General features: G+C 71.2%; 17 protein-coding genes and 1 pseudogene. 8 read left to right on the top strand and 10 right to left on the bottom strand.

The window, feature by feature from the left end:
* Window positions 1-171: 171 nt before the first annotated feature.
* On the top strand, window positions 172-3,018 hold the full coding sequence (locus tag SACAZDRAFT_RS20970) for a helix-turn-helix transcriptional regulator (protein ID WP_198283881.1): 2,847 nt from the start codon (window positions 172-174) through the stop codon (window positions 3,016-3,018).
* A 56-nt stretch (window positions 3,019-3,074) separates the two neighbouring features.
* On the opposite strand, the gene SACAZDRAFT_RS20965 is transcribed toward SACAZDRAFT_RS20970, so the two are convergent.
* The 8 genes from SACAZDRAFT_RS20965 to SACAZDRAFT_RS20930 all read right to left on the bottom strand — a co-directional run bounded on the left by SACAZDRAFT_RS20965 (window position 3,075) and on the right by SACAZDRAFT_RS20930 (window position 12,342).
* Window positions 3,075-4,265, bottom strand: a complete 1,191-nt coding sequence (locus SACAZDRAFT_RS20965) for an FAD-dependent monooxygenase (RefSeq protein WP_005444994.1) — start codon at window positions 4,263-4,265, stop codon at window positions 3,075-3,077.
* 29 nt (window positions 4,266-4,294) lie between these two features.
* Window positions 4,295-5,635 (bottom strand): phenylacetate--CoA ligase family protein, encoded by a 1,341-nt coding sequence (locus SACAZDRAFT_RS20960; protein ID WP_005444992.1) that lies wholly within the window; start codon window positions 5,633-5,635, stop codon window positions 4,295-4,297.
* Window positions 5,632-6,324, bottom strand: coding sequence for an amidohydrolase family protein (locus tag SACAZDRAFT_RS20955; RefSeq protein ID WP_082245323.1), 693 nt, complete (start codon window positions 6,322-6,324; stop codon window positions 5,632-5,634). Before SACAZDRAFT_RS20955 ends, SACAZDRAFT_RS20960 begins: the two co-directional genes overlap by 4 nt.
* An 83-nt stretch (window positions 6,325-6,407) precedes the next feature.
* Window positions 6,408-7,526 (bottom strand): 3-dehydroquinate synthase II, encoded by a 1,119-nt coding sequence (locus SACAZDRAFT_RS20950; RefSeq protein WP_005444989.1) that lies wholly within the window; start codon window positions 7,524-7,526, stop codon window positions 6,408-6,410.
* Between the two features lie 50 nt (window positions 7,527-7,576).
* Window positions 7,577-8,398, bottom strand: coding sequence for a 2-amino-3,7-dideoxy-D-threo-hept-6-ulosonate synthase (locus tag SACAZDRAFT_RS20945; RefSeq protein ID WP_005444987.1), 822 nt, complete (start codon window positions 8,396-8,398; stop codon window positions 7,577-7,579).
* Window positions 8,399-8,429: 31 nt separating this feature from the next.
* On the bottom strand, window positions 8,430-9,716 hold the full coding sequence (locus tag SACAZDRAFT_RS20940) for an aspartate kinase (RefSeq protein ID WP_005444985.1): 1,287 nt from the start codon (window positions 9,714-9,716) through the stop codon (window positions 8,430-8,432).
* A gap of 239 nt (window positions 9,717-9,955) precedes the next feature.
* A complete protein-coding gene (locus SACAZDRAFT_RS20935; RefSeq protein ID WP_005444983.1) occupies window positions 9,956-10,393 on the bottom strand; it encodes an AtaL-like protein in 438 nt (145 codons plus the stop codon).
* Complete coding sequence (locus SACAZDRAFT_RS20930; protein ID WP_005444981.1) at window positions 10,390-12,342, bottom strand: phenazine-specific anthranilate synthase component I; 1,953 nt, start codon at window positions 12,340-12,342, stop codon at window positions 10,390-10,392. Before SACAZDRAFT_RS20930 ends, SACAZDRAFT_RS20935 begins: the two co-directional genes overlap by 4 nt.
* A gap of 416 nt (window positions 12,343-12,758) precedes the next feature.
* Between SACAZDRAFT_RS20930 and SACAZDRAFT_RS20925 the strand changes: the two genes are divergently transcribed.
* The 3 genes from SACAZDRAFT_RS20925 (at window position 12,759) to SACAZDRAFT_RS22680 (ending at window position 15,476) form a co-directional block, all read left to right on the top strand.
* Entirely contained in the window at window positions 12,759-13,997 is a 1,239-nt protein-coding gene (locus tag SACAZDRAFT_RS20925; RefSeq protein WP_005444980.1) for a 3-deoxy-7-phosphoheptulonate synthase, read from the top strand.
* Window positions 13,984-14,772 (top strand): 2,3-dihydro-2,3-dihydroxybenzoate dehydrogenase, encoded by a 789-nt coding sequence (locus tag SACAZDRAFT_RS20920; protein ID WP_005444979.1) that lies wholly within the window; start codon window positions 13,984-13,986, stop codon window positions 14,770-14,772. The genes SACAZDRAFT_RS20925 and SACAZDRAFT_RS20920 overlap by 14 nt, the downstream gene beginning before the upstream one ends.
* 152 nt (window positions 14,773-14,924) lie before the next feature.
* A complete protein-coding gene (locus SACAZDRAFT_RS22680; protein ID WP_269726606.1) occupies window positions 14,925-15,476 on the top strand; it encodes an isochorismatase family protein in 552 nt (183 codons plus the stop codon).
* 82 nt (window positions 15,477-15,558) lie between these two features.
* Here SACAZDRAFT_RS22680 and manD read toward each other — a convergent pair.
* Window positions 15,559-16,794 (bottom strand): annotated as a pseudogene (manD, locus tag SACAZDRAFT_RS20915) (D-mannonate dehydratase ManD); the annotation flags it as partial.
* Window positions 16,795-17,219: 425 nt separating this feature from the next.
* Here manD and SACAZDRAFT_RS23960 point away from each other — a divergent pair.
* A complete protein-coding gene (locus tag SACAZDRAFT_RS23960; protein WP_232286440.1) occupies window positions 17,220-17,696 on the top strand; it encodes a substrate-binding domain-containing protein in 477 nt (158 codons plus the stop codon).
* A gap of 102 nt (window positions 17,697-17,798) precedes the next feature.
* On the opposite strand, the gene SACAZDRAFT_RS20905 is transcribed toward SACAZDRAFT_RS23960, so the two are convergent.
* Complete coding sequence (locus SACAZDRAFT_RS20905) at window positions 17,799-18,578, bottom strand: IclR family transcriptional regulator (protein WP_005444977.1); 780 nt, start codon at window positions 18,576-18,578, stop codon at window positions 17,799-17,801.
* Window positions 18,579-18,646: 68 nt separating this feature from the next.
* On the opposite strand from SACAZDRAFT_RS20905, the gene pcaH reads away from it, so the two are divergent.
* The 3 genes from pcaH to SACAZDRAFT_RS20890 form a co-directional block, all read left to right on the top strand.
* The gene (gene pcaH / locus SACAZDRAFT_RS20900; RefSeq protein WP_005444976.1) at window positions 18,647-19,399 is read left to right on the top strand and encodes a protocatechuate 3,4-dioxygenase subunit beta; all 753 of its coding nucleotides are present in this window, start codon (window positions 18,647-18,649) and stop codon (window positions 19,397-19,399) included.
* Window positions 19,392-19,949, top strand: a complete 558-nt coding sequence (pcaG, locus tag SACAZDRAFT_RS20895; protein WP_005444973.1) for a protocatechuate 3,4-dioxygenase subunit alpha — start codon at window positions 19,392-19,394, stop codon at window positions 19,947-19,949. The genes pcaH and pcaG overlap by 8 nt, the downstream gene beginning before the upstream one ends.
* Window positions 19,946-20,878 (top strand): lyase family protein (locus SACAZDRAFT_RS20890; RefSeq protein ID WP_005444971.1); only part of this gene is annotated, 933 nt, incomplete at its 3' end. The genes pcaG and SACAZDRAFT_RS20890, both read left to right, overlap by 4 nt.

Below are 20,878 nucleotides of genomic sequence, written 5' to 3'. Positions count from 1 at the left end.
AACGGCGTTCCGGCCACGGGACCACTGCTCATTTCGTGGCCGGGACGTCGGCGCAGTGCTGCACGACCGATCGTCCGGCCAATCGGGGGGTTTGCTCGACGGGATCGTGTCCGGGCCGGGCCGTGTCGTCCGGCCGTCACCGCACCACGGCGGATCGAGGGGGAATCTCAGTTGTTGGATGGGAGAACGGCACAAGGCTCCACAGAGACCGAATCGTCCAGGCACCCGGGACCGTCGTCCACGGCCCCAAGGGGACGGGAAGGTGAGTGGGGTCGGCTGACCGACGCTCTCGCCCACGTTTCCGAAGGCCACACGATGATCGCCGTCGTGGACGGGCCTCCGGGCTCCGGCAAGACATCGATGCTCGGCAGACTGCTCCAGCACGCTCATCGCGTCGGTTTCGGCGTCCGCCAACCGATGCTGTCCCGCCACCACGCGGTGCCCAGACAGTACAGCCCGGTGGGCGGTGATCTCCGCGTCGTCGTGGGTCCGAAACAGACTCACATCTCGTCCCTGGACTGGGACCATGGGCACCTGCCCGAGACGACGTTGCCGACTCTGGTGGGCCATGCTCCGCAACGGGCACCCATGCTCGTGATGTGCGACGACGCCGACCGCGTCGACGATCGAATCATCGGGGAATGCCTCGACATCCTCGCGGGCAGCACCGAACGCGGTGCGCTGCTCGTCCTCACCCGGTGCACGGCGCGCCTGGCACGCGGGGAAGGAACAAGACTGCAGGGTCTGCTGCACAGCACGCCGTACCCGCAGGTGCACCTGCGGCTCGAACCGCTGCCGGAGACAGTGGTCACGTCGTTGGCCACCGAACGGTTCGGAGCACCGCCCTGCCCCGGCCTCCAGAGCATGCTGGTGAGCACGGGAGGCAACCCCGAGCTGGTCGACGCGTTGCTCGGCGGTCTGCGCGACGAGGGGCTGATCGACGTCGGTGAGACCACCGCCTCGGCCAGCCCCGAGCGAGTTCCGCACCGGGTGCGCTCACTCGCCGCCGTGCGGCTGGCCCGCCTGTCCGACCGGTGCCGCCGGATGCTGACCGTGATGAGTGTCGTCGACACACCCCTGCGCGTGTACCAGTTGGCCTCGCTGCTCGGCGAGAGCTCCACGGAACTGCTCGACGTTCTCCAGGAGGCGCTCGACTCGGAGCTGCTCCGCTCGGAGGACCACCGCCTCGTCGCAGCCCAGCAACTCGTGGTGCGCACCCTCGCCGACGAGCTGGCGCAGACCGTGCGCCGCGCCATCCTGAGGGACGCGGGCCTGCTGCTGCGGGACTCTCCCGAGGCGCGGGACGCCGCGGCCACCCACCTTCTCCGTGCCGCGGACACGGGCGACGAACCGGTGTTGGAAGCGATGACCGACCTCGCCCGGCGCCTGGCCCGCGACCAGCCCGCGCGGGCGGCCGAACTCGCGCTGGGTGTGCTCCGGTTGACCGGCGAGGACGACGACGCCTACGTGGAACGCGTACGCACGGCCGTGAACACGCTGATGGCGGCGGGCCGCATGTCCGAAGCCGCGGAACTGGCGCGGTGCACGCTGGCGCGGCCCCTCGATCCCGAGACGAACGCCGAGCTTCGCTCCACGCTGGCCAACCTGCTGCTGATGAGCGGGCAGACCACGGAGGTCACCGACGAAGCGGAGGCCACGCTGGAGGAACGCGCGGCACCCACGGTGGTGCGGCAGACCGCCACGGCGGCCAAGATCTACGGCGCGTTCGTGCGGGAAGGCGCGGGCTCGGAGGCGGAGGCTCGGCGCATCCTCGCGGCCGGCTCGGGCGGCGTCGGTTCGATGCTGGCCGGGACGGTGCTGGCCAACGTGCTGTGGGAACGCGGCGTGTTGGGCGAGGCGCTGACCGTCGCCCGCAACGCGGTGGCGGCCGTGTCGCACGGTACGCCGCCCGTGTGGCGCCCCCAGCCGAAGCTCGCACTCGCCGAGAAGTTGGTGGATCTGCGGGAGTCCGCCGAGGCCGAGGCGGTGATCCGCGACCTCGACGCCGAGATCGACCGGTACGGGCTGGCGGGCCAGGCCGCAGCGCCGAAGCTGGTGCGGGCGGAACTCCTCCTGCACACCGGGCGGGTGCCCGAGGCACAGGAGCTGGCCCGGGACGCACTGCGTACCGTGCGCAACACCGGGACCTTCCTGCTCCAGCCGCGCGCATTGGCCGTGCTGGCGCTGGCCTCGCTCCGCGGAGGTGATCCCATCGCGGCGGCCGGACACGTGGAGGAGTTCGCCGCGGCCGCCCGCGACGGTGTCGGTTTCTACCGGGCCCCGCTCGAATGGATCGAGCTGCAGGTCATCCACGCCCGGCACGGCGAGCACAGCGCGGCCGCCGAGGCCCTGCGCCGCTACCGCACCGAGCTGACCACACGACGCGGTCTCTTCGTCGCGGAACCGGGTGCGGGGCCGTGGCTGATCCGGCTGGCATTGCGGCTCGGCGAACGCGAGCTGGCGCACACGCTCTTCGACGTGCTGTGCTCGCTCAGCGACGACAACCCGGGGTTCACGCTGCTCGGCACCGCGGCCCGGCACGCACAGGGGCTGCTCGACGCCGATGCCGCCGCACTTCGGCAGGCAGTCGCGGAGCACCGCGACCCGTGGGCGGCGGCGTGGGCGGCCGAGGACCTGGGCACGCTGCTGGCACGGACCGGCGCCCCGGGTGATGCCACCCTGCCGCTCGAAGACGCGCTACGCCGGTTCGAGCGCATCGGCTGCCGGCACGACGCCGCCCGGCTGCGCAGCAAACTCCGCGAGCTCGGGGTGTACAAGAGACCGGCCCCGAGCACCACCTCGGACGACTCGGGCTGGGACTGCCTCGACGACACCGAGCGCACCATCGCCACGCTGGTGAGTCAGGGGCTGACCAACCGGCAGATCGCCAAGCAGGTCTTCCTCTCCTCGTCCACAGTGAACTACCACCTGCGCAAGAAGTTCCGCAAACTCGGCATCAACAGCCGGGTCGAGCTCGCCGGGTTCGCGCACGCCGGTCGTGACGACCGCGGCGACTGAGCCCGTCGGCCACCTGACGAAGGTCGCGAGACGGACGAAGCCCGCGACCTTCGGCCTCACACCGTGAACGCGTCGTGCCCGTACAGCCAGTCCTGGTTGGACAGGTCTGTCGCCGTGGCGAGTTCGGCGTCGCGGCGCCGCTGCTCCGGCCCGTCCGGCAGGTGCAGCATGCCGTTGTTGCGGCGCGCACCGGCGTGCACCGTGTCGGTCCGGTCTCGCCGCACCGCCTCGTACTTGGTCAACGCTGCCGGGACGTCGTCCGGGCAGGTGACCGGGCCGAGGCACGCGGCCAGCGCCGCGGCGTCCTCGATGGCCTGATTGGCGCCCTGAGCCAGGAACGGCAGCATCGGATGCGCTGCGTCTCCGAGTACGGTGCGCCGTCCGAGCGTCCAGCTCGGCAGGGGGTCGCGGTCGTGCAGCACCCACAGGCTCACCTCGTCCAGGGCCAACAGGACCTCGCGCACCTCGGCGTGCCAGCCGGCGTACGCCGCGCGCACGTCGGCCACGTCACCCCGCGCCGTCCACGACTCCTGTGTCCTCTCCCGGCCGGGGACGGTGGCCACCACGTTGACCTTGTCGCCCTCGGACACCGGGTAGATCACGCAGTGCTGACCCGGTCCGAGCCACAGGCGCACCCGCGGGTCGTCCCGGTGCCGAGGCAGCCGGTCGGCGGGAGCCAGCCCGCGGTACACCATCGTCCCCGAGTACCGGGGCGAGTCGGTGGCCAGGCCGGCCCGGACCGTCGAGTGGATACCGTCGGCCCCGATCACCACGTCGGCGCGCCGCTCGGAACCGTCGGCGAAGTGCAGCCGAACCTCCTCGTCGTGCTCGACGACCTCCGCGCAGCGCATGGCCAGGTGCAGCGACCCCTCGGGGCACGCGGTGGCCAGGATGCGGTGGAGGTCGGCGCGATGCACCGTGAGATAGGGCGCCGCATAGCGTTCCTCGCACGCGGCGCCCAGCTCGGTTCGCCCGAGCAGCGTTCCGGTGTCCCACCGCCGCATCTCGACCGCGGCGGGACGGACCGCGACCCGGCGCAACGGTTCGGCGAGGCCGAGCCGGTACAGCACCGCGCTCGCGTTGGGCGCGAGTTGCAGTCCCGCGCCCACCTCACGCAGATGCTCGGCCTGCTCGTAGACGTCGCACCGCACTCCCCACTTCTTCAGCGCGGCCGCGGTGGCCAGGCCGCCGATCCCGGCGCCCACGACGGCCACTCGCAGTCCCGGCCCGCTCCCTGTGCTGGACATCCGCCCAGTCCCTCCTCCGCCGTCGTCGTTCAGCAGTACAGCAACGCTTTGGACCAGTCCTCGTCGGGACCGAAGAAACTGCGCGGTTTGACCACGTCGGCCGCCTGGGTGAGGGTGTGCTCCGGCACCAGCGAACCCAGCTGGAGCGGCAGCACCCGCACCGGCACGCCGAAGCGCCTCCGCAACAGCTCGTCCAGCTCGGCACTGGCCGCCGCCCGGTGCCGCTCGGCCACCTCGATCTGGACCTGCAACTCGTCGGGCAGCGCACGTCCGCGCCAGAACATGACCCCGTACTCGGCGGGCAGCGCGAAGACGACCTCCTCGACGCTGTTCTGGTCGATCAGCCGGTCACCGACCCGGTGGCCGAAGGCGGCGCGCCCGAGCACCCGCACGGTCGGCAGTCGCCAGCCGCAATCGCACGGCTCGGTGGAGACCTCCACGTTGTCGGCGAGGTCGTATCGCAGCAGCGGCATCGCCTCCCGGTACAGCGGCGTGACCACGAGCGTGCCGCGCCCGGAGTCCCGGATCTCTCCGGTCTCCGGGTCGGCCACCTCGAAGATCGCCCGGTCGGCCCACAGGTGCAGCTCCCCGTTCGGGCACTCGCCCGCGAGGCTGCCTGTCTCGGTGGAGCCGTACTCCTCGACGACCGGGACACCCCACAGTTCACTGATCCGCGCCTTGCGCGCCGGGGACAGGGGCTCGCCGCCGACGAACAGTGCACGCAGCTCCGGGAAGTCCACCTGCGGATCCAGTCCCGCCAGCTCGGCCGCCCTCACCCACAGCAACGTCTCGGTGGGCAGCGACCAGCTCATCGTCACCCCGAGGTCGCGGAGCACCCGCACCACGCGCGCGTAGGGCATCGCCAGCGACCGGTTGTCCCCGGGCACGACCGTCGCTCCACGGCTGCGGGCGGCCGAGTGCGCGAGGTGCCCCGTCACCATCAGTGCGTACGGGGTCCGCACGAGGAAGGTGTCGTCGGCGGTGATCCCGGTCCACTTGCGAGCGTAACGCTCGTTGAGGTCCACCCAGTCCTCGGTCGTGTAGTACGAGGGAGTCGGCTCGCCCGCCGAGCCGCTGGACTCGTGGTAGGTCGCCAACCTGCGCCGCTCGACGGCGAGCATGCCGAACGGGTAGTTGTCGCGCAGGTCCTGCTTGGTGGTCGGTGCGAGGCGCTGCAGGTCGGCCCGGGTCCGCGGAACGCCCGTCGTCCCGAAGCGCCCGCGGTAGAACGGGGACCGCGCCGCCCACTCGAACGTCGTCCGCAGCTGCGCGTCCTGACGGGCCGCGAGTTCGTCGAGGTCGCTCCAGCCCGTGAACTCCGTGCGCAGCGCCACCTCGTGGTCGGACGTCCGCGCCTTCGCCAAAGTCATCTCGCTCGTTCCCCTTCCTCTCCCAGAATTCGGAGCGCGTTGCCGTACAGCACGCGTTCCGCGTCGACGTCCGACAGTTCGAGCGCGGCGATCTTCGCCAGTTCCACCGCGTGGTCCTGCAGCGGGTACTCCCCGGCGAACAGGACACGGTCGGCGCCGAGCCGCTCCACCGCGGCCGCCGCCACACTCGAATAGCCCCCGGAGGTCTCGACGACCACGTTGGCGAGGTCGCGGACCAGGTTCACCGCGTGGAAGTCGATGTTGCCGATACCGAGGTGCCCGAGCACGAACGTGGTGTTCGGGAACTCTCGCGCGAGTGCGGCGAACTCGGTCACGCCGCACCCGGGACGCGACAGGCAGACCGTGTAGAACGGGTGCCCGTACTCCCCCGCCGCGTCGGCGATCGACCGCACGCGCGTGTCGGTCAGCGCGACACCGTGCACGGCGGGCGAGACCTCGACCCCGCGGAACCCGCTCGCCCGGTCGAGATACCGGGCGAGCGGTTCGTGCGGGTTGGCGAAGTAGAACGGCACGAGCCGGTCGCCTTCGCCCTCGCAGGCGGCGAGGACGGCGTCGTTGTCGGCACCGGTCTCGGTGTGGCCGCCGTCGATCAGCCACCGCGACAGCGTGTCCGGCTTCACGGTCCCACCCGCGCACACCACGGCCCGCCCGATGCCATGCCGGTCCATTGTGGCCAGTAGGGTACGGGCGGCGCCGGGTCTCGGTGGCAGCCGCGCGTGGAAGTCGAACACGCGGCCGGTGTGGCGCGTACTCACTGTTCCCGGCAGAACTCGTTGATCGGGTACCCGACGTGGCGATCGTGCGTCGGCAGGTGGCCGAGCAGGATGTCGCCGGGCTTGAGCTCGGTGGAGTTGAACACCACGCCGCCGGGTCCGAGCACACGGACGTGCCAGTCGTCCTGGAGGATCAGGTTGACCACGGTGCCGTCCTTGGCCACGGCGTCCACCGCGAGCAGCGGCCTCGACTCGATCTTGACGCGGCCGACCGTGACCGTGCGGGTGCGTCCCTTGACGTCCACGGCGACGACCTTCTTGCCCGCGTGGAGCTCGCTGAGGTAGTTCGTGCGCCCGTTCTCGCCCATCGTGTACGAGTGGATGGCGCCGGCGTTGACCCGGAACGGACGGGTCGGCATGTACGGCAGCGGGTGCGTCTCGCTGACGCACAGGATCATGCCCTTCGACAGCGACCCCACCAGGATGCCCTCGTCCTCCCGCAGATAGCTGCAGGTGTCGATGCACGCGCGGTCGCCCATGCCCACGTGCCGGATCCCGGTGACCTCCAGCTCGGCCAGTTCGAGGTCGCTGACGGTCGTCACGGCGGCGGCCTTCAGCTCGCTCGCCTCGCCGACCCGGCTCGGTGTCATCAGCACGCCGTCGGAGCCGTGTTCGAGCACGCCGTACACGATCTCGGCCTCTTCGACGTCGCTGACCTCGGTGATGATGCTGCCCTGTGCCTTGTCCGCCGCGGCCAGGACGATCTCCAGCGGGATCTTCGTCGGGTCGCGGAAGCGGATGACACTCCACTGTTCCGTGCGCGCCAGCTCGCAGGCCAGGTCCAGCGACGAGGAGTCGACGACGTTCACGAACGCCGCGAAGTGCACGCCCTCGTACCGGCGCGCCAGCTCGCTCGTGCTGCCCTGCGTCACCGGGTCGATCATGACGAGGTCCACGGTGTCGGTGTCGATCGATTCGAGGACCCGCTCCAGGTCGGCACCGGTGGCGTCGAGCACCCGCTGCGCGGTGGGAGGCAGCGAGGCCAGGTCGGCGGCGTCGCGGCTGACGATGCCGTCGACCCGGTGGTGCAGGGCCTCCTCGGTGATGGCGTCTTTGGCCTCGGTGACACGGCCGATGTCGATCCAGCACAGTTTCATGGCTTCTCCTTCTGGGGCGAACGGTGACGGACGGTCGGGAGGTGGAGCGGTCAGCCGCCGACGGGTTCCATCGCGAGCCGGTCGAGGCGCGGGGTGGTGTCCTTGTTCTCGTGCACCGCGGCGGCGACGGCGCGCGTCGTGGCCGCCACGTCGGTGGACTGGAAGATGTTGCGGCCGATCGCGACTCCCGCCGCGCCCGCCCGCATCACCGTGCGGACGTGACCCACGACGCCCTCGCCACCCTCCCGGCGAGCGCCGCCGGCGAACAGGGCCGGAACCGGGCACCGGGCGACGATGTCGGTGACCTCGTCCAACCGGGTGGGAAGCGGCAGCTTGACGAAGTCGGCACCGAGGTCGGTGGCCACGGTCGCCGCGTGCACGATCAGGTCGGCGTCGCCGGAGTCGATCTGCGGACCTCGCGGATACATCATCGCCAGCAGCGGAACGCTCCAGCGGTCGCAGTCGCGCGCCACCGTGGCGAGATCCGCGACCTGCTGACTCTCCGCGGGGGAACCGATGTTGACGTGCACGCTCACCGCGTCCGCGCCCGCACTGACGGCCTCCTCGACGCTCGCGACGAGGTACTTGGCGTCCGGGTCGCTCGCGTGGACGGTGCTCGCGTTGAGGTGCACGATCAGCGCGGTGTCGGCGAACACGGCGTGGTCGACCTGCCGGAGCGTGCCCTTGTGCAGCACGATCGCGTCGGCGCCGTTGGCGCTGATCGTGCGCACCAGCGAGTTCAACCCACCGTTCGGCGTCACCGGGCCGATGGTGATCGAGTGGTCCAGGGGCACGACGAACAACCGCTGGTCGGGGGTGCGGTTCAGCCGACGCAGCCGTAACCGCCGCCCGAACGTTCCGTACGAGTACACCTTTGTCCTCCGTTCGTTTGTCAGGTCGGATTCAGCTCGCTGAGACGAGGGTGGAATCGGTCCGGGCCCGAGCGTCGAGCTCGAAGGCGTCGTGCAGGGCACGGACCGCGGTCCCCGTGTCCTCGTCACGGACCAGCACGGTGCAACGGGATTGGGTCGTGGTGCAGGCCAGCGGGATCACCCGGGCCTCGCGCAGCGCGGCGAGCGCGTCGGCCAGGCAGCGCGGCCTGCTGAGCAGGCCGGAGCCCACCAACGACACCGTCGCCAGCGAACCGACGGTGTCCACTCGGACCTTGCGGCCGGCGCGGGTGAACGCCGCGGTGACCGCCTCCGCGACCGGAGTCGCCGCGGACGAGGACACCGCGAGCCCCACGGCCACGTCAGCGCCCAGCCGGGTGTCGCCGACGAAGTCGGCCGGCACACCCGCCGCGGCGAGGGCCTCGGCCACCAGCTCGCGCGGACCGGCCTCGCCCGGTTCCGGTTCGGCACCGAGCGGGTGGACCGAGAGGTAGGCGACATCGCCGTCGTGCACCACGGCGTGCGCGGCCGGTGCGGTTTCGATCATGCTGCTTCCTCCGCTCAGGACGCGGGTACCGGGTCGGTCGGTGAAGGTGTTGCGAACCCACAGCTCGATGCCGAAAAGTTGCGCCAGCTCCGCCGCACGCGGGTGCACGACTCGCGCGCCGCCGAACGCCATCTCGCAGAGCACGTCCCCGCTCACCGTCGAGAAGAGACGCGCGTCCGGCACGAGAGAGGGATCGGCGCTGAACACTCCGTCCACATCGGTGTTGAGAACGCACCGGGCACGGTCGAGGGCGACCGCCAGAGCCACCGCCGTCGTGTCCGATCCGCCGCGCCCGAGGGTCGTCACGTCGTCGTGCGCGTTGGTTCCCTGGAATCCCGCGACGACCGCGACCCGGCCCGCATCGAGGTTCGCCCGCACCCGCGACGCGTCGATCTCCTCGATCACCCCGGAGCCGTGCGGCCCGCTCACCGACAGGCCGGCCTGAGCACCGGTCAGCGACTCCGCCTCGACCCCACGGGAACGCAGCGCGAGTGCGAGCTGGGCGGCCGAGGAGATCTCCCCGCACGCGAGGAGCTGGTCGCGTTCCCGGGCGAGGGCGGCCGTGTGCTCGGCGGCCCCGGAGAACCGCTCCGCCGTCGCGACGAGCTCGTCCGTGGTGTCGCCCCGCGCCGAAACCACGACTGCGGGCGTCTGGCCCTGCCGCACGACGTCGTGCACCAGCTCGGCCACGTGCCACACGTTCTCGATCGTGGCCAGAGAACTGCCACCGTATTTCAACACGATTCGGCGCATGCGTTTCACTTTCCTCGAACTGCGGGACGGTTCGAGCACCCGATGACGTGATCAACGTTAGGTGCGCCCGGTGCGGAATCGAACTGTTCGTTCGACCAGTCGGCCCGACCTCCCCGACACACGTGTGGGACGCGATGCCGCTCACCTGATCAGGATCGGTCGAGCGAACAGTGTTCCCGCACACAAAAGGCCCCCGCGTCGCGGTGACGCGGGGGCCTTTGTGGGGCGCGGACGCCGTCTCAGTCCCGGTGGGCCGCCAATCCGGCCACGATGGACTCGACCGTGCTGCCGAAGTAGTCGTGGGTGCCCCGGAACCATTCGACATCGCCGAAGGCGCGTTCGGTGCCCTTCGCGGACAGTGTGACGCGAATTGTGAACCTGATTTCCCCCTCCGATACGGTGAGGCGATTTTCGATCGCGGTCAGATCCGGATCGTCGACCTGGTCGAAGACGAAATGGTCGGCCGAATGGACGAACACGCGTTCCCGCAGTCGGGTTCCGTCCGGTAGTTCGATCCTCCGAAGGAATCCGTCGTCGTATTCGGCGAGCACCGAACATCCGACGATCGCGGGAACGAATCCCATGGGGGCGCGCGCTTTCCGCTCCAGGCGTTCGAGGCAGTGCTCCCACTGGTCGGGAGAAGCCCCCACGGTCTGCGTGTGCGTGATGGTGATCATCGCCGTCCTTCCACGGTCATCGCGTCGCGCCCGGCGGGCACGCCTTCGTCGAGCAGTGCTTCGGCCGCCGCGCGCAGGATCGAGAACCCGTCCCGGGAGAGCACCGACTCCGGATGGAACTGCACCGAACGCAGTCCCGGGGCGCGGAGCCCGTGGACCTCGTTGGTCGCGGTATCGCGGGCCACCTCGACCACACCTCCCGGGACCACGGCCTGGACGGTGTCGAGCAGCGACACGGCGGTGTAGGTGTTGTAGAACCCGACCTGCGCGGGCGAGCCGAAGTAGTCGATCGTCCTGCGTTGGCCCTGGCTCGGCACGGCCTTCCGCGCCAGCTTGAAGCCCAGCACCGACGCCAGCGCCTGATGCCCGAGGCACACCGCCAGCAACGGCACCCTGCCCAGCAGGTCGCGGGCCAGCCCGCGCAACCGCGCGATCTTCGGGTCATGCCCGTCGGTCGGGTCTCCCGGACCGGGTCCCAGCACCACCAGGTCGTACCCCTCGACCGTGGTGACGTCGGTGTAGTCGAGGGTGCGCACGTCCAGCCCGCAGTGCCGGAGCTGGTGGTCCAGCATGCCGGTGAAGTGGTCCTCGGCGTCGACCACGAGCACCCGCGCTCCGCGATGGGCAGACCGTGGTCGGGGCGTGGAGAACCAGAACTCGGCCAGACCCGAGTTGCGTTCGGCGAGCGCGTTCGCGATGCGGAGATCCGCGCTCAGCCCCGGTGCCGGCCTCGCGGAGACACGCGTCCCCGACGTCGCCTCACCGATCCCCAACGCGGCCAGCATGCCGGCCGACTTCGCCCAGGTCTCCCGCGCCTCGCCCGCGGGGTCGGAGTGCCGCACCAGGGTCGCTCCCACACCGAGGTCGAGAGCTCCGGTCGAGTCGATCTCCGCTGTGCGGATGAGGATCGCGGAGTCCAGTGTGGGCTGGTGGGCCACATCCCGGCCGACCAGCGCGAGGACGCCGCTGTAGTAGCCCCGGCCACGTCCCTCGTAGCGGGACACGACCCGGAACGCGCTCTCCAACGGCGAACCCACCACCGTGGGCGCGAACAGCGTCTCGCGGAGTACGTCGGCCACCCCTCGGTCGGTCTCCCCGCCGAGGAAGTACTCGGTGTGGGCGAGCCACCGCATCTCCTTGAGGAACGGTCCCCGCACCCGCACACCCGGAGAGCACAGCCGGGCCATCATCTTGAGCTCCTCGTCGACGACCATGTAGAGCTCGTCGGTCTCCTTGCCGTCGGCGAGGAAGCGCAGGACGTCCTCGGTGTCCGGTCCCTCGGCCGGATACCGGTAGGTCCCGCTGATGGGGTTCATCGTCATCGTCCCGTCGGACAACGTCACGTGGCGTTCGGGCGTGGCGCCGATCAGCAGGCGATCGCCCAGCCGCACCAGGAACGTCCAATAGGCCCCCGTCGCGTTCGACAGCAGCCTGCGGAAGGTCGCCAGCGCGGTCCTCGGGGAGAAGTCGTCGAGCTGAGCCCGAAACGAGCGCTTGAGCACGAAATTGGCCCCGACACCGCGCCCGATCTCGTGCTCGATCACCTGTGCCACGGCGTGGGCGTAGGCGTCGTCGTCCAGCTCGAACCCGGCCTCGCCGACCTGGACCGGATCGTCGGGCAGGGTCGCGAGCACATCGTCGAGCGCGGCGTCGTATTCATCGCGTATCGCGAGTGCCGCCAGTGGTGTCCCGTCGTCGACACACTCGAAACCCCGCTCGGCAGCCTGGCGGAACGGCACGGCCACCAGCAGTCGGTGTCCGGCACCCGGTCCCGGTTCGGTCGCTCGCTCGGTGAGGTCGTCGAGCTCGGCCAGCCGATCCAGTGCGACCACGTCGCCGAAGAGGATCTCCACACGATCGGCGCCGGTCGCGTCGGGGCGGTGGAGCACCGCCCAGCCAGGAGCTGCTTCGGCACGTCGCCACAGGGTGGCCGGATCGGTGGCAGCCATGACAGGTGCTCCTCGCTCGTGCTGTGGTGGACGACCGGCTCGGCCGCGGGTACGTCCGACTCTGGGGCGCTTCCGGGACGCGGGCAACTACCCGTTCACATGGGTGCGATTGACCAGAGTGGACGAGATCACCGTCACACTTCGCTGTTCTGGCCCTCGCCTGCTCATCGACCACACAGTGCGACGAGGGGCCGGTCGAGCGATCACCACGGTGACCGTTCGTGCGGAGCAGCGGCGGCGGCCGGTCGGCGGCGAGAGTGACCAGCGGTTTCCCGTCGCCACGTCGGTATTCCGGACATTCAGACTGCTCGTCCGCACAGTTCCCTCGGTGACCGGCGCGCTTCGACAATCTGCGTGGCGTGCCGATCTCGTGAAGCGCGCTCCAGACACCGTCGGCGAAAGAGACACGGACAAACATGGAACTGAAGGATTCGACCGCGACCGCCGACCTGCTCGAGGACGATCCCCGCTGGTTCGACCTCCCCGCGCGGCAACAGCCCGAGTGGCCGTCCGAGGCACCGGTCGAAGCGGTCCGCCGCACGCTTCAGGTACTGCCCGCCGTCGCGGAGTGGCACGAGATCGAGACACTGCGTTCCCTGCTCGCCGAGGTGGCCACGGGGTCGGCGAGCATGATCCAGGCGGGTGACTGCGCGGAGGATCCGGCGCAGTGCACACCGTCGCGGGTCTCCGCCAAGGCCGCGCTCGTGGACGACCTCGCCGGCGCGCTGGCACCCGACGGCGGCGACGTCGTGCGCGTCGGCCGTATCGCCGGGCAGTTCGGCAAACCGCGCTCCCAGGACTGGGAGGAGGTCGGCGACATGCTGCTGCCCGTGTTCCGCGGCTTCGCGGTCAACGCGGGTGAGGCCGACCCCGAGGCGCGACGTCCCGACCCCAACCGGCTGCTCAGTTGCTACCACGCGGCCCTCGACGCGGCCACCACGCTGAGGGAACGGGCGGCCGAGGACGGATCGCGGCCACACCGCCGACTGTGGACCAGCCACGAGGCGCTGTTGCTCGACTACGAGACCCCGTTCCTCCGCCGCGATCCGTGGAACCGTCCCCTGTTGACCTCCACCCACCTGCCGTGGGTCGGCGAGCGCACCCGCCAGCTCGACGGCGCCCACATCCGTCTGCTGTCCACTGTGGTCAACCCCGTGGCGTGCAAGATCGGCCCTCGCATGACGCCCGAGGAGCTGCTCGCGCTCTGCGCACGTCTCGACCCGCATCGCAGTCCCGGGAGGCTGACCCTCATCGCGCGGCTCGGTGCCGACCGGGTCGCGGAAGTGCTTCCCGGGCTGGTCGCCGCCGTCCGGGACGCCGGACACCCGGTGATCTGGTTGTGCGATCCCATGCACGGCAACACCATCACCGCACCCGACGGGCGCAAGACCCGTCTCGTGCACACCATGCGGCGGGAGATCAGGCTGTTCCGCGAAGTCCTCGACGCGGCGCGCGTCCGGGCCGCGGGACTGCATCTCGAAGCGACGCCCGAGGCCGTCGGCGAATGCGTCGCCGACGACAGCGAGCTCGACCGGGTGGGCGTGCCCGCCTACTCCACCGCGTGCGACCCCCGCCTGAACAGTGAGCAAGCCATCGAACTGGCCAGGGAGTTCTCGGCCGCGACGAGCGAGGAGGCACACCATGTCCGGAACTGACGAGGAGCGCCCCGTCCATCTGGTGACCGGCGCCGCGGGTGGGATCGGTCTGGCGATCGCGCGCCTGCTGGCCCGGGACGGCGCGGTCGTCGCCGCCTCCGACCGGCGCGAGGACGAGCTCGACTCGGCCGTGCGGACCCTGCGCGAGGACGGGCTTGATGTGCGAGCAGCGCCGGCCGACATCACCGACAGCGCGTCCGTCGCGCAGGCTGTCGAGCGGGTGGAGGTCGAGCTCGGGCCGATCACGGGCCTCGCCCATGCCGCAGGCGTGCTGCACCCGGCCGACATCTTGTCTACTTCGGACGACGAGTGGGCCCGGACGATGGCGGTCAACACCACCGGCGCCTTCTACGTCTGCCGTGCCGTCGCCCGGTACATGGTCCCGCGCGGACACGGCGCGATCGTGACCGTCGCCTCGAACGCCGCAGGCGTGCCGCGGGCCGGAATGGGCGCCTACGCTACCTCGAAGGCGGCGGTGACCGCGTTCACCAAATGTCTGGGCCTCGAACTGGCCCCACACGGCATCCGCTGCAACGTGGTCGCACCGGGCTCGACCGACACCGCGATGCTGCGCACCCTGTGGGACTCGTCGGGCGGCAACGAGCGGCAGACCGTGCAGGGCGATCCCGACCGGTTCCGCGTGGGCATCCCGCTGGGCCGGGTCGGCTCGGCCGACGACGTCGCCGAATCCGTACGGTTCCTGCTCTCCGACCGGGCAGCTCAGATCACGATGCAGGACCTCTACGTCGACGGTGGTGCGGCGCTCGGCGTCTGAGCCGCGCACCGCCGTCGTATCCGACCTGAAAGGGGACAGCCGTGGGAATCGGCTCCATCCACCCGTACACCCTGCCGAGCCTGCCGGACGGTGAGCGCGGACCGAAGCACTGGCGGCCCGAGCCGTCGCGGCTCGCGCTGTTGATCCACGACATGCAGCGGTACTTCCTCCGCCCGTTCTCCCCCACCGAGTCGCCCTACCGGGAACTGCTCGACAACCTCGTCGCCGTGCGCGACCGCTGCGCCGAGTGGGGCGTCCCCGTCTTCTACACGGCCCAGCCCGGCTCGATGACCGACGAGCAGCGGGGTCTGCTCAAGGACTTCTGGGGCCCCGGCATGGTCGCCAGTCCCGAGGATCGGGCCGTCGTCGACCCCCTCGCGCCCGCCCCCGGCGACGTGGTGCTGACGAAATGGCGCTACAGCGCGTTCTGCCACAGCGACCTGCTCTCCCGCCTGACCGAGGCGGGTCGCGACCAGCTGGTGATCGGCGGCGTCTACGCCCACGTCGGCTGTCTCGCCACCGCCATCGAGGCGTTCTCGCACGACATCCAGCCGTTCTTCCTCGCCGACGGCGTCGCCGACTTCGGCCCGGCGGAACACCGGCTCGCGCTGGAGTACGCGGGCAGCCGGTGCGCGCGAGTGCTCGACGCGGCCGAGTTGCTCGCCGAGCTCGGAACAGCCGCGCCCGCCGAAACGGCGGTGTGACGACGGCCGGCTGGGGGAACGCGGCGCCGGGCCTCCGGACCAGACCCGGCCCGGCGCGGCGCGGCGCGGCGGAGCAAGACCACCAATCGTGCACCGTGCCGTCGAGCAGGCGGTTCGTCGGCAGGTACGCGGGCTCGTACGGGTGGTCGGCCGCGAGCCGCTCGTCGAGGTGGACGCCCAGGCCCGGTTCGTCGCTCGGCTTCAGGCCACCGTCGGCGAACTCCAGGGTCGATCCGAAGACCTCCCGCGTCCGCTCGCTGTGGATCATGTACTCCTGGATGCCGAAGTTGTGCAGGGCGATGCCCAGGTGCACGGCGGCGGCCTGCCCGACGGGCGAGACGTCGGTCGGCCCGTGCATGCCCGTCTTGATTTGGTACATCGCGGCGTAGTCGGCGATCTTCTTCACGCCCGTGATGCCGCCCGCGTGCGTGACGGGTGAGCGGACGTAGTCGATGAGCTGCTCGCTGATGAGCGTCTGGTAGTCCCAGATCGTGTTGAACACCTCGCCGATCGCCAGCGGCGTGATGGTGTGCTGCCGCACCAGTCGTAGCGCCTCCTGGTTCTCGGCCGGGGTGACGTCCTCCAGCCAGAACAGGTCGTACGGCTCCAGCGACTTGCCGAGCCGCGCGGCCTGCAGGGGCGTCAGCCGGTGGTGGGCGTCGTGCAGCAGCGCGAGCTCCTCGCCGAAGGTGTTGCGCACCTCCTCGAACACCGACGGCACGTGGCGGAGGTACGCGCGGGTGTCCCACCGCTCCTCCGCCGGGCGCGCCGACCGCCGCGCGGGCTCGTAGTCGTAGCGTCCCGAGTCCCCGACCGAGGCCGCCTTGCTCGACGCCACGCCGTACACGGAGTCCAGCCCGGGAACACCCGTCTGGATCCGGATCGCCCTGAACCCGAGCTCCAGGTGTTCGTGGATCGACTCCTTCAGTTCCGGCAGGTCGGCACCGCTGGCGTGGCCGTACACGAGGCAGCGGTCGCGGCCGGCCCCGCCGAGCAGCTGGTAGAGCGGCATGCCCGCGGCTTTGGCCTTGATGTCCCACAGCGCGGTGTCCACGGCCGCGATCGCCGCCATCGTCACCGGGCCGCGCCGCCAGTAGCCACCGCGGTACAGGTACTGCCACGTGTCCTCGATCAGGTGCGCATCGCGTCCGGTCAGCAGCGGCGCCAGGTGATCGCGCAGGTAACTCGCGACCGACAGCTCCCGACCGTTGAGAGTGGCGTCGCCGTAGCCGGTGATCCCGTCCTTCGTCGTGATCTTCAGGGTCACGAAGTTGCGGCCCGGGCTGGTGACGTTGACGTCGACGCGGTCGATGAGCACGGCTGATCCTCCTCGGCTGAAGACACCGGGCCGGAAACGTCCTCTGACCGCGACGTCGCACGGGAGTGCGGCCTCGCCGCGTCCACCGTGTCGCGCACGTTCAGCAATCCCAGCCGGGTCAGCCCCGCCACGCGGGAGCTGGTGCGCGCGGCCGCTCGCCGGATCGGGTACGAGCCCCGGCCGATCGCCAGGGCCGAGGCACCCGGACGGGCCCGCACGATCACGCTGGTGGTCACCGACGTGTCCAACCCGTACTACGCGCCGCTGATCAAAGCGGCACAGGCCCGCGCGATCGAGCTCGACTACACCCTCGCGCTCGCCGACAGCGACGAGTCGGCGCTGGTGGAGGCCAGCAACCTGCGGCGCCTGCTCGCCACCACCAGCGCCGGCATCCTCGCCACCTCGCGGCTCTCCGACACCGGCACATCGCCTACCTGTCGGGTCCGCGCAACTCGTGGGTCAACGGCCAGCGTTGGCGGGCGGTGCACGACGAGGCGACCTCACTGGGCCTGCGTGCCACGTTCCTGGGTCCGTTCGGCCCCAACCGGCAGGGCGGGCGTGAGGCGGCGGACGCGTTCGTCCTGAGCCGCGCCGGTGCCGCCATCGCCTACAACGACCTCATGGCCCTCGGGGCTCTCCGGTACCTGCAGGCCAGCGGTGTGCGGTTGCCGGAGGACCGCAGCCTCGTGGGGTCTGACGACATCTTCGGCGCCGATCTCACCGTGCCCGCGCTGACCACGATCGGCGGCCCCTCCGACAGGCTGGGGCGACGGGCCGTGGACAGCGTCCACGAGAGTCTGACCGGGCAGCTGACCGACCTGCCGTCGCCGACCTTCGAGACCCACCTCGTCGTCCGCGACTCGACGGGTCCGGCCCGGCCGGAGGCAACTCCCGGCAACTAGTTGCCGTTCGAGCGGACTACTACGGTCGCCTCTGCGACGACGACAACTAGTTGCCGACAGTTGCCGCGCGGTGTCTCACCACTCGATGCACGGGCGCCGGGCTCAGGGCAGGCTCCGCCCGATCCCTTGGGCGGCCACCTGCAACGCGGCCAGCAGGCGCGTGCGCTCCCGCTTGAGCGAGGGCACGACGATCCCCAGCGCCGCCACGACCTCGTGTTCGACGGCGCCCGAGCCGCGCTCGGCCCGCGCCCGGGCTATCGGCACGGCGATCGAGCAGGCACCCAACGTCATCTCGTCGGCCGTGGTCGCGTAGCCGTCTCGGCGCACGGCCGCGAGTTGACGGCGCAGCCTGTCGGGGTGCGTGATCGTGTGGATCGTCGGCCTGCGCAGCGGCCCGGCGAGGTAGCGCTCGCACAGCTCCTCCGGCGCGTGCGCGAGCAGCACCTTGCCGACGCCGGTCGGGTGCAGGGGGAGGCGGGAACCGGCCCGGCTCACCACCGGCACCGACGCCCGCCCGGAGAGCCGGTCCAGGTACAGGACCTCCATCCCGTCGCGGACCCCGAGGTGCACGGTCGCGCGCGTGGCCGCGTGGATGTCGCTGAGGAACGGCGAGGCGACGTGCTGGAGTTCGGTCTGCTCGGGGGCGAGCATTCCGACGTCCCACAACCGGCGGCCGATGGCGTACCGGCCGTCGGCGCCACGCGTGATCGCCTCGCCCGCCACGAGCTCCCGGAGCAGCCGGTGCGCCGTCGGCACGGGCAGCCCCGTCCGCCGTGCCACCTCGGTCGCGGTGAGGCGTCGATGCCGGTCGTCGAACGCGTACAGCACCGACAACACCCGCGAGACCACCGTGGCACCGGGAGTCGACACGTTGCCGGCCATGCGCGGTCCTTTCACTCAGTGAAATCCCACTGTAGTCGTTGGCCCCCGGTTCGACGCACGATGTCGCCATGACGCCCGCAACGCAGCGGTCGATCTCCGACGAGATCGCACGGATCCACGCATCGGCCGACCCCGGCGAGACCCGGACCCGTCTGGACTTCCCGCCCTACCGGAGCTCGCTGCTCCGGCACCCCACGAAGCGACCTCTGGTCGTGGACCCCGAGGACGTCGAGCTGGCCGCCCCGGTGTTCGGCCAGTCCGATGTAGACCCGACTGAGGCCGACCTCACACTCCATCCCCAGGGTGAGCCCATCGGGGAACGGATCGTCGTGACCGGCCGGGTGCTCGACGCGGACGGGCGTCCCGTGCGCGGCCAGCTGGTCGAGATCTGGCAGGCCAACGCGGCCGGACGCTACGTGCACAAGGGTGACCAGCACCCGGCTCCGCTCGATCCGCACTTCCACGGCGCGGGGCGGTGCCTGACCGACGACGACGGCTGGTACCGGTTCACCACGATCAAGCCCGGCCCGTACCCGTGGCGCAACCACCACAACGCCTGGCGCCCCGCACACATCCACTTCTCGCTGTTCGGACGGGAGTTCACCCAGCGACTGGTGACGCAGATGTACTTCCCGGGCGATCCGCTGTTCGCCCTGGACCCGATCTACCAGTCGATCACGGACCAGAAGGCCCGCGACCGGCTCGTCGCGACCTACGACCACGAGCTCACCACCCACGAGTGGGCCACCGGGTACCGCTGGGACATCGTGCTCACCGGCGCGCACGCCACCCCCATCGAGCAGGAGGCCGACGATGCGTGACCTCGTTCCGACCCCCGGCCAGACCGTCGGCCCGTTCTTCCACTACGCCCTGCCCTACGCCGACGGCCCGCACCCGGCTCCGCCCGGCGTGCCCGGCACGATCCGGCTGCACGGCACGGTCTACGACGGCTCCGGGGCACCGGTGCCCGACGCGCTCCTCGAAATCCGTCAGGCCGACACGTCCGGTCGGATTCCCCGCGTCGAAGGGTCCCTCCGGCGCAGCGGGGTGTTCACCGGCTGGGCCCGGGTGGCCACCGACTCCGGCGGCCGCTACGCGATCACCACCGTCGAGCCCGGCCCCACCCGCGAGGGCACGGCCGCTCATTTCGCCGTGACCGTGTTCGCGCGCGGCCTGCTGGACCGGCTCTTCACCCGCATCTACCTGCCCGGTCCCGCGACCGACGCCGATCCGCTGCTCGCCTCGCTGCCCGCCGAACGCCGCCGCACACTGGTGGCGATGCGCGACGACGACGGCAGCCTCACCCACGACATCCACCTGCAGGGCGAGCGGGAGACCGTGTTCCTCACCTTCCCGGCTCACGGCCGATGAGTGGGCTGCTCGAACCCGGAGCGCATCGGGCCGACGGTCTGGTCGACGACCACGCCCTGCTCGGCGCGATGCGCACCGTGGAGATCGCCTGGCTCCGCGCGCTCGCGACCACCGGTGTCCTCGGCCCCGCGGACGCCGAGCGCGTGGCCGAGCGGGTCGCGACCGCCGACCTCGACGCGGACACCCTCGCGCGCGACGCCGAGGGCGCGGGCAACCCGGTGGTGCCGCTGGTCAAGGCCCTGCGGGCGGCCGTCGGCGACGACGCGCTCGCGGGCCTGCTGCACCGAGGGTTGACCAGCCAGGACGTCCTCGACACCGCGCTGGTGCTCGTCGCCCGCCAGGCGCTCGGCCGCGTCGGCACCGAGCTGCGCGCGGCAGCGGAGCACCTCGCCGCGCTGGCCTCCCGCCACCGGGACGACGTCATGCCCGGCCGGACGCTCACGCAGTACGCGGTCCCGGTCACCTTCGGCCTCACCGCCGCGCAGTGGCTCGCCGGTGTCCTCGACGCTTCGGACGCCGTCCAGGCCGTGCGGCGTGGGCTCCCGGTGCAGTGCGGCGGCGCCGCGGGCACTCTCGCGCTGGTGTCGGAGTTCGCCCCGGATCCGGTGGCCGTGGCGCGGGCGTTCGCCGCCGAGCTCGACCTGCGCTGGCCCGGGCTGCCCTGGCACACCCGGCGACGGCCGATCACCGACCTCGGCGACGCGCTCGTCGGGGTGTGTGACGCACTCGGCGTCGTCGCCACCGACGTCACGCTGCTCGGCAGGCCGGAGATCGGCGAGGTGCGCGAGGGCACCGCCCCCGGCCGGGGCGGATCGTCGACCATGCCGCACAAGCAGAATCCGGTGCTCTCGGTGCTGGTGCGCAGCGCGGCGCTGCAGGCGCCGCCGCTGGGCGCCCAGCTGCACGGTGCCGCGGCGCAGGCCGTGGAC

Origin of the sequence: Saccharomonospora azurea NA-128 (genome assembly GCF_000231055.2) — a bacterium.
Lineage (GTDB): Bacteria > Actinomycetota > Actinomycetes > Mycobacteriales > Pseudonocardiaceae > Saccharomonospora > Saccharomonospora azurea.
Note: the sequence above shows the minus strand (reverse complement) of the source record. Positions and strands in the feature narration are given on the sequence as shown.